Below are 15,371 nucleotides of genomic sequence, written 5' to 3'. Positions count from 1 at the left end.
CCATACCGCAGCGCCCCGCCCGGTCAACTGAACGACCAGACGGGGCACTTGGGGTATTCAGGGGCAAACCGGGCGACTACTCACCGGTACCAAGATCACCCTACGCGACGCACGCGCGCGTACGCGCGTCGGCGCACCCGCGCGTCAGTGCACGCCCGCGCCGAGGAACAGTCCTCCGTCGACCACCAGCGTCTGCCCGGTCACCCAGGCGGACTGCTCGGAGGTGAGGAACGCGACCGCTCCCCCGATGTCGGAGGGCACCCCGAGGCGCTTGAGGGGGTAGGCCGCGGCGGCCTCCTCCTCGCGGCCCTCGTAGAGCGCCTGGGCGAACTTGGTCTTGACCACCGCCGGGGCGATGGCGTTGACCCGCACGTCCGGCGCGAACTCGTGCGCCAGCTGGAGGGTCAGATTGACCATGGCCGCCTTGCTCATCCCGTACGCGCCGATGAAGGGCGAGGGGGCGAGGCCGGCGACGGACGCGATGTTCACGATCGCGCCGCCGTTCTCCTTCTGCCAGGCCTTCCAGGTCTGCTGGGCGAAGCCGAGCGCGGAGATCACGTTGGTCTCGTACACCTTGCGCGCCACGTTCAGGTCGAGCTCCGCCATCGGGGAGTAGACCGGGTTGGTGCCCGCGTTGTTGACCAGGAAGTCGACCCGGCCGAAGGCCTCCATGGCGCGCTCCACCGCGACGGCCTGATGGGCCTCGTCGTGGGCCTTCCCTGCGACGCCGATGACCCGGTCCGCGCCGAGCCGCTCGACGGCCTCCTTGAGGGCGTCCTCGCCCCGGCCGGTGATGCAGACGCGGTCGCCGCGGGCGACCAGCGCCTCGGCGACGCCGTAGCCGATGCCCCGGCTGGCGCCGGTGACCAGGGCGACCCTGCCGGAGAGCTCCGGGAGCTGAATGTCCGTCATGATGCGTTCTCCCGGCTTCAGTTGAGGGGTCCGCCGGCCACGTACAGCACCTGGCCGGAGACGAAGCCCGCGTCGTCGCCGGTGAAGAAGGCGATGGCGTTGGCGATGTCCTCGGGCCTGCCGACGCGCTGCACGGGGATCTGGGTGGCGGCCGCGGCCTGGAAGTCCTCGAAGCCCATGCCGACCCGGGCGGCGGTCTGCGCGGTCATCTCGGTGACGATGAAGCCGGGGGCGACGGCGTTGGCGGTGACGCCGAACTTGCCGAGCTCCTTGGCGAGGGTCTTGGTGAAGCCCTGAAGACCGGCCTTGACCGCGGAGTAGTTGGCCTGGCCGCGGTTGCCGAGCGCGGAGGACGAGGAGAGCGAGACGATACGGCCCCAGGCGGCGTCCACCATGTGCTTCTGGACGGCCTTGGCCATCAGGAACGCGCCCTTGAGGTGCACGTTCATCACGAGGTCCCAGTCGGACTCGCTCATCTTGAACAACAGGTTGTCCCGCAGGACGCCCGCGTTGTTGACGAGGATGGTGGGCGCCCCGAGCTCGGTGGCGACGCGCGCCACGGCGGCCTCCACCTGGGCGCTGTCGGAGACGTCGCAGCCGACGGCGATCGCCCGTCCGCCCGCCGCCGTGATCTTCTCGACGGTGTCCTTGCAGGCCGCCTCGTCGAGGTCGAGTACGGCGACCGCGCGGCCCTCGGCCGCGAGCCGGACGGCGGTGGCGGCGCCAATGCCCCGGGCCGCCCCGGTCACGATGGCTACCCGCTGCTCGGTGGTGGACATGCTGTTCTCCTCGCCCTGGGGATCCGCGGCTCCTCGTCCCTGAGCAACCGCTTAGTAGCTTCAGCAGACGAGACGCTAGAAGCCCTGGCACCCGGTGTCAACGGCCCACGGATCCCCTGGCGAAGGTCACACCCGCGCGGGCCGCCCCTGAGGGCCTGTCCGGCGGATCCGGTCGGCACGCGGGGGTCTGGCATGCCCATCTGCGGCGAGAGCGCACCCCGGACCGAGGCCGACCGAATCCGCCGGGCAGGCCCTAGCGGACCAGCAGGTCGAGCAACCGCTCGGTCTCGGCCGCCGGATCCGCGGTGAGCCCGGTGTGCACCGGCCCGGGCTGCACCACCGTCGAGCGCGGGGCGATCAGCCAGCGGAACCGGCGGCCGGCGTCGTCGCCCGCCGCCTGCCCGGCCGCCTCGCCGCCGCCGCAGACCCCCTCGACGGCCCGCAGCGCCGCCCGCACCCCGACGACGTCCGCGTGCGGGTCGAGCGCCTTCAGCTTGGTCTCGTCCAGATGCGTACGGGCCGCGACGAACGACTTGGCCCGGCAGTAGACCAGCACTCCGGCGTTGAAGCACTCCCCGCGCTCGACGCGCGGCACCACGCGCAGCAGCGCGTACTCGAAGACATCGCGGTCGCTCACTTGCCGTCCTTCTCGCCGGGCGCTGCGGATCCTGCGGGCTCGCTGTCCTTGGTGGGGTGCGGCCAGGGCTTGAGGTGGTCGGTGAGCCAGCCGGGGGCCTGCGACGGACCGGCCTCGGCCGGCGCGTCCAGCGTGATCCGCTCGTGGATGTCGGCGGCGCGGGCGAGCAGCGGCGCCACGTACGCCCGGCGCAGCGCGTCCGTCGTGTCGAATCCGGGCTCGTCCACCAGCCACTCGTCGGGCACCAGCGCGGTGACCTCGGTCAGCAGTTCCTCGGTCACCAGCGGCGCCAACTCGGCGGCGGCGGAGGCCACATCGGGCACGAACGGGGCGAGGGCGTGGTCCGAGGCGTTGTAGGGCTTGGCGGCCGAGGCCTGCGCGCCCGGCCAGTTGTGGTGCCAGATCATCGTGGCGCCGTGGTCGATGAGCCAGAGATCGCCGTGCCAGACGAGCATGTTAGGGTTCCGCCACGAACGGTCGACGTTGTTGATCAACGCGTCGAACCAGACGACCTTGCCCGCCTCAGCCGAGCTCACTTGGTAGGCGAGCGGGTCGAACCCGATCGACCCGGGCAAGTAGTCCATTCCGAGATTCAGCCCGCCGCTCGCCTTCAGCAGCTCCTGCACCTCCTGGTCCGGCTCCGAGAGCCCGATGACGGGGTCGAGCTGAATGGTGACCAGTTCGGGAACGCGCAGAGCGAGCCGTCTGGCGAGCTCCCCGCAGATCACCTCCGCCACCAGGGTCTTGCGGCCCTGCCCGGCGCCGGTGAACTTCATGACGTACGTACCGAGATCGTCGGCCTCGACGATCCCCGGGAGCGAGCCGCCCTCACGCAAAGGCGTGACATAGCGGGTCGCTGTCACTTCATTGAGCATCTGTCCAGGCTACTGGGACAGATGCGACTGTTCGATCACTCCACCCCGAAGGGACGCTTCGCCATGCCCACCGAAGAGAAGACCACACAGGCCCCGGCCACCGAGGAGTTCCCCCTCCAGTTCGCGCGCACCAGGCGCTTCTCGCTCGGCGCGCCCCGGAGCCTCACCGTCTCCCCCGACGGCGACCGGGTGCTGTTCGTGCGCACCGCCGACGGGCGCTCCCCGCTCAGCTCTCTGTGGCTGTTCGAGAACGGCCAGGAGCGCGTCCTCGTCGACCCGCTCGCGCTCGGCGAGGAGGGCGAGGTGCCGCAGGCGGAGCTGATCCGCCGCGAGCGGGCGCAGGAGACGAGCGGCGGCATCGTCGGGTACGCCACCGATGCGGCCGTCCGCACGGTCGTCTTCGCCCTCTCCGGCGCGCTGTGGCTGGCCTGGACGGACGGGAGCGCGCCGCGCCGGCTCCCGACGGCGGGCCCGGCCGTCGACCCGCGCCTCTCCCCCGACGGCACGCTCGTCTCGTACGTGACGGGGCGCGCCCTGCACGTCGTACGCGCCGACGGCACCGGCGACCGGCAACTGGCCGCGCCGGAGGGCCCGGAGGTGTCCTACGGGCTGTCCGACCACGTGTCGGCCGAGTCCATCGGCCGCACGCGCAGCTCCTGGTGGTCCCCGGACAGCTCAGCGCTCCTGGTCGTCCGCGTGGACAACTCGCCGGTCCAGCGGTGGTACCTCAGCGACCCCTCGGACCCGGCGAAGGCCCCGCGCGCGCTGGCGTACCCGGCGGCGGGCACGCCCAACGCGGAGGTGTCGCTGGCCGTCGTCCACGTCGACGGCGAACGGGTCCCGGTGCGGCTGCCCCGGTCGGCGGACCCGGAGACGCACCCGGCCGGCGTCTGGACCGACCCGGCCTTCGAGTACCTGGTGGAGGGCGGCTGGGACGGGGCGGGCGCGTACGCCACCGTCCAGACCCGGGACCAGCGCACCGCTTACCGCCTCGCCATCGACCCGGCGAGCGGCGCGACACAAGTGACGTATCGTCACCATGACAGCCACTGGCTGGAGTTCACGCCGGGAGCGACGGCGCTCGCCCGTTCCGGGGCCGCCCTCGGAGAGGGGCTTCCCGCCGGTCTTGAAGTGCGCGCGATACTCGGCTCGGCCGGCGACACGGTCTACTTCACGGCGAGCGACGAGCCGACCGAGACCCATGTCTGGGCGTACGCGCCCGAGTCCGGCTTCGCCCGTGTCACCGAGGAGCCCGGGGTGCACACCGCGGCCCTCGGCGGCGACACCCTCGTCCTCGACAGCCGCACCCTGCACGAACACACCGTCACGGTCCTGTGCCACGGCAAGCCGGCGGGCCGGATCGGCGTGCTGACCGAGCGGCCGGTGGTGACGCCGGGGCCGGTGTTCCTGTCGCTGGGCGAGCGCGGGCTGCGCACCTCGCTCTATCTGCCCTCCTGGCACCGCGACGGCGCGGCCAGGCTGCCGGTCGTCGTCCACTCGTACGGCGGCCCCGGCACCCAGACCGTCGTACGGGCCAACGGCTGGCACCACGCGGTGAACCAGTGGTTCGCCGAGCAGGGGTTCGCGGTCCTGTCCGTCGACGGGCGCGGCACTCCGGGGCGCGGCGAGGCATGGCGCACGTCCATCCACGGCGACCAGCTCACCCCGGTCCTGGAGGACCAGGCCGACGCGGTGCGGGCGGCCGCCGAGCGGTACCCCGATCTGGACACGGGCCGGGTGGGCATCCGGGGCTGGTCGTTCGGCGGATATCTGGCGGCGGCAGCCGTGCTGCACCGGCCCGATGTGTTCCACGCGGCCGTGGCGGGCGCGGCCCCGACCGATCTCACCCTCTACGACACCCACTGGAAGGAGCGGTATCTCGGCCACCCGGACGTGCAGCCGGAGAACTACGAGCGCTGTTCGCTGGTCGCGCACGCCCACAAGCTGACCCGGCCGCTGATGCTCGTCCAGGGAATGGCGGACGACAATGTGGTGCCCGCACACATGCTGCGGTTCTCACAGGCGCTGGTCGCGGCGGGGAAGCTGCACAGCGTGGTTCCGCTGGCGGGCGAGAGCCACTTGGTCACCAAGGAAGGTGTGGCCGACACCCTGCTGTGGCTCAATCTCGACTTCCTGAAGAAATCATTGAATGTCTGAACAAGCGGCAGCGCCCGGCCGTATCCCTTCACGCAGCCCCGTGTAGCAAGGTGAAGGGAAAGCCAGTATGAGCACCCAAGCTCTTCCGTCCGAGCCGGGCCCGGCCCGCCGTACCGTCGTCGCGGCGGTCGGCGGCGTCGGGCTCGCGGCCGCGCTCGCCGCCTGCGGCGACTCGGACAAGTCCGGCGACGCCGCCAAGTCCTCCGGTGACGGGGGTACGGGAGGAACGGGCGGCAGCGCCGGAGGGGGCGGCGCCGGGTCGGCCGGCGGCGGGGTGCTGGCGAAGACCGCCGACATCCCGAAGGGCGGCGGCAAGGTTTTCCCCGACCAGGGCGTGGTGGTGACCCAGCCGACGGCGGGCACCTTCAAGGCGTTCTCGGCCACCTGCACCCACCAGGGCTGCACGGTGAAGGACGTCGTCGGCGGCACCATCAACTGCCCCTGCCACGGCAGCAAGTTCGACTCGGCGACCGGCAGCGTCATGGGCGGCCCGGCGCCGCGGCCGCTCCCCGCGAAGGCGATCAAGGTGGAGGGGGACTCGATCAAGCTGGCGTGACAGGCCTCCGTTCAGGCGGTCACGCCCGTACGACCCGACGCGGCCCCTTCCAACAGGCCACGATGTCGTCGGTGGTGGCGACGGTGGCGACCAGGGCCAGCGTGTTGCGGATCATCGCGGGGGTGTACTCGGCGGGCACCCCCGCGATGGCGTCCGCGGGCACCACGGCGGTGTAGCCGAGGTTGACGGCATCGAACACGGCGTTCGGAATGGCCACGTTCGCCGAGACACCGCTGACGATCAGGGTGCGGCAGCCGAGGTTGCGCAGCAGCGGGTCGACATCCGTCCCCGCGATCGGCGAGAGGCCGTGCAGCCTGCGGACCACGAGGTCCTCGTCCGCCACGTCGATGCCCTCGACGATCCGTACCGCCGTGGTTCCGGAGTACTGCTGTACGGGCAGGCGTTCGGCGGCCCGGAAGAGTCGGGCGTTGCCGTTCGCGCCGCGCCCGTCCGGCCGCCGCTCGGCCACCGCGTGCAGGACCTGGACGCCGGTCTCGTGCGCGGCGGCGACGAGCCGGGCGACGTTGTGAAGGGCGCCCGACGACCGCGCCACCTTGGCGAGTTCGGGCAGCGCACTGTCGGGCCCGACGACTCCCTGCTGGCACTCCACGGTCATCAGCACCGTGGAGGCGGGGTCCAGTTGCTCGGCCAGTTGTTCGTTCGTCGCCATGGCGCGGCAGGCTAATGGGCATTGCGCGAGGGGGGAAGGGCGCGCCATGATTTCTGACACCCAGTCAGTTCACGGGTGCCAGTTCACGGGTGCCGGCTCGTGGAATCAGCTCGCGGGAGGAACCGCCGATGACCGCAACCCAGCGCCGGGGCCGCCGGATCATGATGACGGACGCCGAACGGGACGCGTTCCTCGCGGAACAGCGCACCTGCCGGGTCGCCACGGTCGCCCCCGACGGCCACCCGCACGTCGGCGCACTCTGGTACGTCTGGGACGGGAGCGCGCTGTGGCTGTACTCGATCACCCGCAGCCTGCGCTGGTCGCAGCTGCTCAAGGACCCCAGGATCGCGGTGGTGGTGGACGCGGGAGAGTCGTACGGGGAGCTGCGCGGCGTGGAGCTGCGGGGCACCGCGGTCCCGGTCGGCGAGACACCCCGCACGGGCGAGCCGTGCGCCGAACTGGACGCCCCGGAGCGGCAGTTCGCGAGCAAGAACTTCGGCCTGAAGGAAATGATCCACGACGGCCGCCACGGGTGGCTGCGCCTGACACCGGAGACGATCGTGTCGTGGGATTTCAGAAAGCTGGGCTAAGTCCAGCGGCGTGGGCCGAGAATCCCGCCTCCGCGGGCCCACATCCCGCCCCGTCGGCGACAAATCCAACTCCACCGACAACAAATCCAGCCCCCTCCGGCGTCTGAGGAGCGGGCGCCCGGGGGCAGAACCCCCGGCAACGGCGCCCAACCCCCACCAGGCCGCCCGCCCAGGGCTTTCGGGAAGGGGCGGGGTGGGGAACCAAGCCCGCCGCAGGCGCCCCCCATCCGCACCCCCCCTCACCCAGCCAAACCAACCCCCGCCGAAACCAACGCCTCCACCGCCGCCCGGATGGATGGCCGCCGATCCGCATCCGCCCGCCACACCGCGTACACATGCCGCCGCATCGCATCCCGCACCGGCACCACCCGTACCCCCTCGGGCACCGGCCCCCGCCCGAGCCGGGGCGCGACGCTCACGCCCAACCCGGCCTCCACGAGGGCGAGCTGCGTGGCGTGCTCACGCGCCACGTGCCCGATGCGCGGCTCGACCCCCTTGCCCCGCAGCGTGAACATCAGCCACTCGTTGCAGAACTCGCCCTCGGGCCAGGTGACCCACTCGTCCGAGGCGAACTCCTCCAGGTCCACGGCCTCGCGCCCGGCGAGCCGGTGCCCCACCGGCATCGCCACATCCGCCAGGTCGTCGAGGAGCGACCGCTTCGCCAGCCCGTCGGGCAGCGGCAGCGGCTTGTTGTACCAGTCGAGGACGACCGCCAGGTCGAGGTCGCCGAGCAGCACGCCCCGCACCGAGTCCTCCGCCTCCAACTCGTCGGAGCGGACGGCCAGTTGGGGGTGGGCGGTGCGCAGTGCGGCGAGCGCCGCCGGGAACAGGCCGCGCGCGGCGGTGGCGAAGCCCGCGATCCGCAGTTCGCCCACGACCCGGCCGCGCTGGGCCTCCAGATCGGCCTGGGCGACCTGGACCTGGGAGAGGATCCGCGCGGCGTGCTCGGCGAGCAGCCGGCCCGCGTCGGTGAGCCGCACGCCGCGCCCGTTCTTGGCGAGCAGCGGCTGCCCGGCCTCCCGTTCCAGCTTCGCGAGCTGCTGGGACACGGCCGAGGTCGTGACGTGCAGATTGTCGGCGGCACCGCCCACCGAGCCGTGGCGGGCCACCGCGTCGAGGGTCCGCAGGCGCTCCAAGTTCAACATGTAAGCAATGCTAACCGAACTACTCCACCTTTTCTCGCTTGTGCTACGAGGTTGAACAAGCGAGGCTTGCCGCCATGAGCACCGTCACCCCGCCCCGGTCCCTGTCGAGACCCTCCTCGTTCCTCTCCACCCGCCGCCCGGCCCTCGACTGGCGGGTCCGGTTCGCGGCGCTCTCGCTGGTCTGGGGGTTCAGCTTTCTCCTGATCAAGGTGGGCACGGACGGCTACGCCCCGTTCCAGGTCACCTTCGGGCGGCTCTTCTTCGGTACGGCGGTGCTCGCCGTCGCGATGGCCGTCAAGCGGGAGCGGCTGCCGCGCGGCGCCCGCACCTGGCTCCATCTGGCGGTGGCCGCACTGCTCCTGAACGCGCTGCCGTTCTCGCTCTTCGCCTACTCCGAGCTGACGATCCCCTCGACCCTCGCCGGGATCTGCAACGCGACCTCGCCGCTGTGGGGCATGGCGCTGTCGCTGGTGGCGCTCTCCGAGGACCGGCCGACCCGGCGCCGCGTGGCGGGCCTCGGCCTCGGCTTCCTCGGGGTGCTCACGGTCCTGGGCGCCTGGCAGGGCTTCCACGGCCTGGATCTGACGGGCACCGCGATGGCCCTGCTCGCCTCGCTCTGCTACCCGGTCGGCTGGATCTACGTCCGCCGTACGCTCGCGGGCAGCGGCCACTCGAACCTGTCGCTGATCGGCTCCCAGCTGGGCCTGGCGACCGTTCAACTCGCCCTGGTCACCCCTGTGTTCGCAGGCTTCCCGACCTCGTTCCCGGTCGTCCCGCTGCTCGCCGTCGCCGCGCTCGGCGCCCTCGGCACCGGCTTCGCGGTGCTCGTCCAGTACGGCCTGGTCAACGAGGTGGGCCCGACGACCGCGCAGATGGTCACGTACTTCATCCCGGTCATCGCCACCGCCGCCGGGGTGCTGGTCCTCGGCGAGAGCCTGAGCTGGAACACCCCGGTCGGCGCGGCGATCGTCCTTGCGGGCGCGGCCCTGACACAGAGCCGCCCGAGGGCGGCCCGGCAGCCCACCCCGGCGCCCGCCGACCAGCCGTAGCGCCCAGCCAGAGCTCCCGGCCGTACCGCCTAGTCGTATCGCCGTCCCGGCGCCGACCCCGTGGCCGCCGCCACCGCGTCGGCGGCGGGGCCGATGTCGGCCGGGGCGAGCGTGGAGACGGTGAGGCGGATGCCCGGCGGAGCCGCCATCCGGAAGCGCGCGCCCGGCGCCACCGCCCATCCGGCATGCAGCAGCCGCGCGACCGCCGCCGTCTCGTCGGGCACCGGCACCCACACGCTGAACCCGCTCCGGCCGTGCGCCGCGACGCCCCGCGAGCGCAGTGCGCGCACCAGGGTGTCGCGGCGCTCCCCGTAGGAGCGGGCCACGGCCACCGGGTCGAGGACGTCCGAGGCCCACAGGTGCACGACGGTCCGCTGGAGCAGCCGGCTGACCCAGCCGGGGCCGAGCCGCTGGCGCCCGCGCACCCGGTCGAGGGTCACCGCGTCCCCGGTGAGCACGGCGAGCCGCAGGTCGGGGCCGTACGCCTTGGCCACCGACCGTACGAACGCCCAGTGTTCGGTGGTCCGCGAGAGCGGGGAGAGCGGGACGTCCACCATGCCGTGGCCGTGGTCGTCCTCGATCAGCAGGACCGAGGGATGCGCGGACAGCACCTCGCGCAGCGCGTGGGCGCGAGGCGCGCTCACGGCCGCGCCGGTCGGGTTCTGCGCGCGGCAGGTGACGACCAGCGCCTTGGCGCCCGCGGCGAGCGCGTTCTCGACCGCCCCGGGCAGCGGCCCCTCGTCGTCGAGCGCCACCGGCACCGGCCGCAGCCCGAGCGCCGGGACGAGGTCGAGCAGTGCGCCCCAGCCCGGGTCCTCGATGGCTACGGCGTCGCCGGGCCGCAGATGCGCGGCGAGCACCCGCTCGATCGCGTCGAGCGAGCCGGAGAAGACACCGACCGGGCCCGGCGGCACCCCGTCGGCATCCAGGGCCGCGCGGGCCAGCCGCGCCAGCTCCGGGTCCACCGGTTCCTGCCCGTAGAGCGTGGGCCGCCCGGCGTGGTCGCGGGCGGCGGCCGCGAGCGCGTCGCCGAGCGGCGGCAGCAGGGCGGGGTCGGGGTTGCCGTCGGAGATGTTGCGCACGCCGACGGGCACGTCGATGCGCTGGGCGTCGCGGGCGGTGCTGGCGGGGCGCGGGCGCACCCGGCTGCCCCTGCGGCCGCCGGTCTCGATGACGCCCCGGTCCCGCAGGATCCGGTAGGCGGCCGCGACCGTATTGGGATTCACTCCGAGCTCGGTCGCCAACTCCCGCAGCGGCGGCAGAAGTTGCCCCGGCTCCAGCTCCCCGGCGCCCACCGCGCGCTCCACGTCGGCGGCGATCTCCGATGCGCGGCGCCCCACGATCCGATACTCTCCTAGCACAAACATAACTATGCACTAGTGCAATGGAGAACGCAAATGCCCGACACCGCCGCCTACGAGCCCACCGAGCGCACTGTGCCGACCCGCTCGCGCGAGCGGGCGGCGTACGCCCGCGAGCTGGTGCACGGGATACTCGACGAGGGATACGTCTGCCACCTCGGCTTCGTCCGCGACGGCGCCCCTGTCGTGCTGCCGACGCTGTACGGCCGGATCGGCGAGCGGCTGTACGTGCACGGCTCGACGGGTTCGCGGCCGCTGCGCATGACCGGCAAGGCAGACCCGGGGCTCGCGGTCTGCCTCACGGTCACACACGTCGACGGCCTGGTGCTGGCCCGCTCGGCCTTCCACCACTCGATCAACTACCGCTCGGTCGTGGTCCACGGCATCGCGTACGAGGTCACCGACCCCGAGGAGCGGCGCACCGCCCTGGACGCGATGGTCGACCAGGTGGTGCCCGGCCGCTCCTACGACTCGCGGCAGGCCAACGCCAAGGAACTCGCCGCGACCGCGGTGATCCGGCTCGACCTCGACGAGGTGTCGGCAAAGGTGCGCACCGGCGGCCCCAACGACGAGCCCGAGGACAGCGCCCTGCCGCACTGGACCGGCGTGCTCCCGGTCATCCGGGGGTACGGGACGCCGGTCCCGGCCGACGACCTGGACCCGTCGGTGCGGCTGCCGGAGTACCTCGCGGCCCTGTGAGCGGCGGCGCGGCGCACCTGGAACGCCGGACGGGCGCGGGGAAATCCAGCCCGTCCGGCGTTTGAGGACGCGTCAGGCCGAAGGCCGACGATCAGGGGGTGACCACTGCGCCCCGGGCCCGCGCGGCGAGCCGCGCCTCGGCCCCGGCAAGCCCGACCACCGCGACCAGCAGCAACAACGTCCCCGCGACCGTGGCCGCGCTCAGCCGCTCACCCAGTACCGCCACCGCGAGCAGCGCCGCGCTCACCGGCTCCAGGAGCATGATCACGGAGACGGTGGTGGACCGGACGACGGCCGCGCCCGCGAAGTAGAGGGCGTACGCCAGCGCCGTGGGCACCGCAGCCACGTACAGCAGCAGCACGCCTACCCGCACCGGCTCGACGGTGTGCGGCACCATTCCCTCCGCGCCCGCCAGCGGCAGCAGCAGGACCGCGGCCACGGCGAACGCCCAGGCCGTGGTGGTGGAGGGGTCGGCGGCCGCGCCGTCCCGGCCGAGCCGGCGGGTGAGCAGCGTGATCCCCGCGTACCCGGCCGCCGAAAGCAGCGCGAGCAGCACCCCGGCGGGGCGGACGGCGCCGCCGCCGTTGCCGAGGACCAGGACCGCGAGCCCGGCGAGCGCCCCGGTCACGGCGGTCAGCCCGGCCCCGCCGATCCGCTCGCCCATGGTGAGCCGGGCGCCGACGGCGATGAGCACGGGGCCTGCGCCGAGGGTGACCACGGTCGCCACGGCCAGGCCGGTCGAGGCGACGGCGGCGAAGTAGGCGCTCTGGAAGACCGCGAGGCCCACGCCGTTGCCGAGGATCCGCAGCAGGCGCGTGCCCAGCGGTTCCGCGGGCCTGCGCACCGGGCGCCGGCGCAGCGCGCGGGCGCCGAGCAGCAGGACGAGCCCGCCGACGCAGCGCCAGAAGGAGAGGGCGAGCGGGCCGAGGTCGCTGGCGTCGAAGACCAGCGCGGCCGCGCCGCCGGCGGTGCCCCAGGCGACACCGGCGAAGACGAGATAGAGCAGGCCGCGCCCGACGGGCAGGCCGGAGGAAGAGGAAGCGTTCGACACGTACGTACTCCGAAGAGGAAGACGGGAAAGGTCGCGTGCCTGGAGTACGCGGGCAGCGACGAGCCGCTCGGGGACTGCCCGAGCCGGGTCTTCGTCCGGGGTGCGGCCGCCCGCGTTACGCGGCGGGAGGCGGCAGAACGGTCGAATGCATGATCGTCACCCTACGGGGCGGCCCGGCCGGCCGACAACCCGCCCTCGGGCGCGGGGGTCTCCTGCGCGGGCGTCTCCTGAACGGGCGTCTCCTGAACGGGCGTCTCCTGAACGGGCAGCTCCTGGACCGGCATCTCCTGGACCGGCAGCGGATGCCCGTCCCCGCCCGCCACGGGCCCGGAGGGCTCCTTCGGCGCCGAGGACTGCGCGATGAAGGCGCCGACCAGGACCACCGCGCCGCCCACGATCTGCGGCGCGGAGAGGTGCTCGCCGAGCAGCACCCAGGCCAGGACGGTCGCGATGACCGCCTCCAGACAGGCGACCACCCCGGCCACCTGCGGCGACAGCTTGCGCACCGAGATCACCCCGGTGACGTACGCGATCACGGTCGCGATCAGCACGATCCAGCCGAGCAGCAGGGCCGCGGGCACATCCGTGCCGTTCATGTCGGCACTGCCGCCGAGCACCGACCAGTCCATCCCCCAGGGGCGGGCGACGAGCGTGAGCAGGACGGAGCCGATGAGCAGACCGTACGCGATGACGCCGATCGGGTCGGGTGCGTCGTCGGCGCCGCCGCCCTGGTCGGACAGGACGAAGTAGCCGACCTGGCAGCAAGCGGCGCCGAGGGCGAGCACCAGACCGACGAGGTCGAAGCCCAGCCCGGACCAGATCTCGACGACGGAGGCGAGGCCGCCGACGGCGAGCACCACGCCGATGGCCGCCGCCCGGGTCACGGGCCTGCGCTGGACGAACCGGACCCAGCCGAGGACGAGCGCGGGCGCCAGATATTCGACGAGCAGGGCGACGCCGACGGGGATGCGGGATATCGCCGCGAAGTAGCAGGCCTGGACACCGGCGACGGCGAGCAGGCCGAACCCGGCGAGCAGCGCGGGCCGGCGCACCAGCAGGCTCCGGTGGCGCCAGGCCACGGGCAGCATGACGAGCGCGGCGCCCGTCACCCGCAGCCACACCACGTGCAGCGGGTCAAGGCCCGCCTCGATCAGCGGCTTGGCCGCGACACCCGATCCACCGAATGAGAACGCCGAGGCCAGGGCCAGTCCCAGACCGACGTTTCTCCCCTGAGACGCCTGCATCGGCACATCATGACAGGAGAAGTCAGGACCGTCACCCCTGTGACACCTGTCGAGATGGCGGGGCCTCGACGAGCCGTGCCGCGAGCCCCCCGGCGTCGACGCCGGCGTGGTCGAGGACCTCCACGGCCCGGCACTCCGGATCGGCCACGAGCGCTGCCAGGAGGTCGGTGCCACCCACCCGTATGTCGCCGCGGGCACCGGACCGGGCCAGGGCGCCCTCCATCGCGGTGACGGCGGCGGGCGACCAGCCGGGCTGGGCGAGCAGCGGCAGCGCCCCCGAGTCCTCCACCGACCCCTGCCATCGCAGCCCGTACCCGATGGACCGCTGGACGAGATAGCCGAGGACCCGCGCCACCTGCGGCGCGCCGTCGAAGGCGGCCCGCACCTCCGGGTCCGTCTCCATCAGCGAGTGCAGCAGATGGGCGGTGTCGATCTGCCGGTCGCCGTCGCGCAGCGCCCTCCTGCGGGCGCCCGCGACCACCGAAGCCATCTCGTCGGTGAGCCGGGCTTCGAAGTCGGGGGCGGCGGGGGCCGGAGCCGGGACGGCCGGGACCTGCGGAATCGGGAGGTGCACTCTCCTACCCCATCAGGCACGCGGCCCGGAGACATCCCCGCCGGGAAGCATTCCGCATCCGACGTTGGGTGGGCACGGATGACCGAGTTCTCCTCCTTGTGGATGAGATTTGCGGTTTACGCCTCAGGGGCGCTCACCGCACGGCCGTACGCCCCCGCCCAACCACACCGCCGCCGGACACGTCCCCTCCCGTACGACACAGCCGCCCCGGCAACCGCGGGAGGGGGCCCGATGTGCTGGATGGTCGCTCTGCTCGCCGAGGACGGGCTGCAGTACGTGTACCGCGTGTGCGCCCCGGGGGACGCCCTGCGCGGCGATCTGTTCTGGGCCGCCTTCCACTGCCACGACGAGTCCTCGCGCCCGCGCGCGTCCGACCTCTTCGACTCGGCGCAGATATGGGCGCTGCCGGTGAGCGACGCCAGGATCTGACGGTTCATCAGTATTGAATGTTCACGACACCCGGGCTACGTTCCGCGACACGTTCCCGACGCGCGTTCCCGACGCGCGTTCCGACGCGCGTTCCGACGCGCGTTCCCGAGTCGCGTTCCCAAGTCGCGTTCCTTAGGTGAAGGGGTGGTCGCATGGCCGAGGTCAGCGCGGAGGCGCGCCTGGAGGCTCCGGCGGAGAAGGTCTGGGCCCAGCTGACGGACTTCACCGCCTACGGCCAGTGGAACGCCACCCACACCGGCTTTCCGCACGGCGGCCCCGAGAAGCTGGAGCTCGGCGCCACCTACGCCGAGAACATGAAGCTCATGGGCTTCCCCGCCGAAGTCACCTGGACCGTGGACGAGTTCGAGGCGGGCCGGCTCCTCGGCATCAAGGGCAACGGCCCGATGGGGGTGAGCGTCGGCAACCGCTACACGCTCACGCCCGACGGGGAGGCGACGGTGGTCCGCATCGAGGGCGAGTTCACCGGCGCCGCCGTCTCCCTGATGGCGGGCAAGCTCAAGGACTCGGCGACGGCCGCGCTGAACGAGTCGCTGCGCAAGCTCGGCGGGCTGGTGGCCTGACCGGCCGGGGCTTCCCCCACCACCCGCGCGCACGGGAGAGCCCCGCGACCGGTGGTCGCGGG

Annotated in this window: 17 protein-coding genes; 7 read left to right on the top strand and 10 right to left on the bottom strand. The window is 72.9% G+C overall.

Annotation, left to right across the window (positions count from 1 at the left end):
* Window positions 1-144 precede the first annotated feature (144 nt).
* The 4 genes from ACZ499_RS18525 to ACZ499_RS18510 all read right to left on the bottom strand — a co-directional run bounded on the left by ACZ499_RS18525 (window position 145) and on the right by ACZ499_RS18510 (window position 3,203).
* On the bottom strand, window positions 145-912 hold the full coding sequence (locus ACZ499_RS18525; protein WP_371650989.1) for an SDR family oxidoreductase: 768 nt from the start codon (window positions 910-912) through the stop codon (window positions 145-147).
* A 17-nt stretch (window positions 913-929) separates the two neighbouring features.
* The gene (gene fabG / locus ACZ499_RS18520) at window positions 930-1,691 is read right to left on the bottom strand and encodes a 3-oxoacyl-ACP reductase FabG (RefSeq protein ID WP_385534796.1); all 762 of its coding nucleotides are present in this window, start codon (window positions 1,689-1,691) and stop codon (window positions 930-932) included.
* A gap of 253 nt (window positions 1,692-1,944) precedes the next feature.
* Window positions 1,945-2,328 (bottom strand): DUF3037 domain-containing protein, encoded by a 384-nt coding sequence (locus tag ACZ499_RS18515; RefSeq protein ID WP_468676187.1) that lies wholly within the window; start codon window positions 2,326-2,328, stop codon window positions 1,945-1,947.
* A complete protein-coding gene (locus ACZ499_RS18510) occupies window positions 2,325-3,203 on the bottom strand; it encodes a HipA family kinase (RefSeq protein ID WP_468676186.1) in 879 nt (292 codons plus the stop codon). Before ACZ499_RS18510 ends, ACZ499_RS18515 begins: the two co-directional genes overlap by 4 nt.
* Window positions 3,204-3,266: 63 nt before the next feature.
* On the opposite strand from ACZ499_RS18510, the gene ACZ499_RS18505 reads away from it, so the two are divergent.
* Both ACZ499_RS18505 and ACZ499_RS18500 read left to right on the top strand, forming a co-directional pair.
* Complete coding sequence (locus tag ACZ499_RS18505) at window positions 3,267-5,360, top strand: S9 family peptidase (protein ID WP_468676185.1); 2,094 nt, start codon at window positions 3,267-3,269, stop codon at window positions 5,358-5,360.
* Between the two features lie 67 nt (window positions 5,361-5,427).
* Window positions 5,428-5,916: a Rieske (2Fe-2S) protein gene (locus ACZ499_RS18500; RefSeq protein ID WP_468409614.1), complete on the top strand. Its 489-nt coding sequence runs from the start codon at window positions 5,428-5,430 to the stop codon at window positions 5,914-5,916.
* A 19-nt stretch (window positions 5,917-5,935) separates the two neighbouring features.
* On the opposite strand, the gene ACZ499_RS18495 is transcribed toward ACZ499_RS18500, so the two are convergent.
* Window positions 5,936-6,586, bottom strand: coding sequence for a cysteine hydrolase family protein (locus ACZ499_RS18495; RefSeq protein WP_468676183.1), 651 nt, complete (start codon window positions 6,584-6,586; stop codon window positions 5,936-5,938).
* Window positions 6,587-6,714: 128 nt separating this feature from the next.
* Here ACZ499_RS18495 and ACZ499_RS18490 point away from each other — a divergent pair, with 128 nt between their 5' ends.
* Window positions 6,715-7,176: a pyridoxamine 5'-phosphate oxidase family protein gene (locus ACZ499_RS18490; protein WP_468676181.1), complete on the top strand. Its 462-nt coding sequence runs from the start codon at window positions 6,715-6,717 to the stop codon at window positions 7,174-7,176.
* A gap of 239 nt (window positions 7,177-7,415) precedes the next feature.
* On the opposite strand, the gene ACZ499_RS18485 is transcribed toward ACZ499_RS18490, so the two are convergent.
* A complete protein-coding gene (locus ACZ499_RS18485) occupies window positions 7,416-8,321 on the bottom strand; it encodes a LysR family transcriptional regulator (protein ID WP_468676179.1) in 906 nt (301 codons plus the stop codon).
* 74 nt (window positions 8,322-8,395) lie between these two features.
* Here ACZ499_RS18485 and ACZ499_RS18480 point away from each other — a divergent pair, with 74 nt between their 5' ends.
* The gene (locus ACZ499_RS18480; protein WP_468676177.1) at window positions 8,396-9,370 is read left to right on the top strand and encodes a DMT family transporter; all 975 of its coding nucleotides are present in this window, start codon (window positions 8,396-8,398) and stop codon (window positions 9,368-9,370) included.
* A gap of 29 nt (window positions 9,371-9,399) precedes the next feature.
* On the opposite strand, the gene ACZ499_RS18475 is transcribed toward ACZ499_RS18480, so the two are convergent.
* A complete protein-coding gene (locus ACZ499_RS18475) occupies window positions 9,400-10,731 on the bottom strand; it encodes an aminotransferase class I/II-fold pyridoxal phosphate-dependent enzyme (protein WP_468676175.1) in 1,332 nt (443 codons plus the stop codon).
* 36 nt (window positions 10,732-10,767) lie between these two features.
* Here ACZ499_RS18475 and ACZ499_RS18470 point away from each other — a divergent pair, with 36 nt between their 5' ends.
* Window positions 10,768-11,430, top strand: a complete 663-nt coding sequence (locus tag ACZ499_RS18470) for a pyridoxamine 5'-phosphate oxidase family protein (RefSeq protein WP_468676173.1) — start codon at window positions 10,768-10,770, stop codon at window positions 11,428-11,430.
* Between the two features lie 91 nt (window positions 11,431-11,521).
* Here the strand turns inward: ACZ499_RS18470 and ACZ499_RS18465 are convergent, their stop codons facing one another.
* The 3 genes from ACZ499_RS18465 to ACZ499_RS18455 form a co-directional block, all read right to left on the bottom strand.
* Window positions 11,522-12,481 carry a DMT family transporter gene (locus ACZ499_RS18465; protein WP_468676171.1) on the bottom strand — a complete coding sequence of 320 codons (960 nt, stop codon included), beginning with the start codon at window positions 12,479-12,481 and terminating at the stop codon, window positions 11,522-11,524.
* Window positions 12,482-12,642: 161 nt separating this feature from the next.
* Window positions 12,643-13,725 (bottom strand): EamA family transporter, encoded by a 1,083-nt coding sequence (locus tag ACZ499_RS18460; RefSeq protein ID WP_468676169.1) that lies wholly within the window; start codon window positions 13,723-13,725, stop codon window positions 12,643-12,645.
* Window positions 13,726-13,756: 31 nt separating this feature from the next.
* On the bottom strand, window positions 13,757-14,215 hold the full coding sequence (locus tag ACZ499_RS18455) for a peptidase (RefSeq protein WP_468676465.1): 459 nt from the start codon (window positions 14,213-14,215) through the stop codon (window positions 13,757-13,759).
* Between the two features lie 315 nt (window positions 14,216-14,530).
* Here ACZ499_RS18455 and ACZ499_RS18450 point away from each other — a divergent pair, with 315 nt between their 5' ends.
* Together ACZ499_RS18450 and ACZ499_RS18445 are read left to right on the top strand one after the other, a co-directional pair.
* On the top strand, window positions 14,531-14,728 hold the full coding sequence (locus tag ACZ499_RS18450; protein ID WP_468676167.1) for a hypothetical protein: 198 nt from the start codon (window positions 14,531-14,533) through the stop codon (window positions 14,726-14,728).
* 152 nt (window positions 14,729-14,880) lie between these two features.
* Window positions 14,881-15,309: a type II toxin-antitoxin system Rv0910 family toxin gene (locus tag ACZ499_RS18445; protein WP_468676165.1), complete on the top strand. Its 429-nt coding sequence runs from the start codon at window positions 14,881-14,883 to the stop codon at window positions 15,307-15,309.
* Window positions 15,310-15,371: the final 62 nt, after the last annotated feature.

This window comes from Streptomyces sp. NPDC031265, assembly GCF_055570295.1.
Note: the sequence above shows the minus strand (reverse complement) of the source record. Positions and strands in the feature narration are given on the sequence as shown.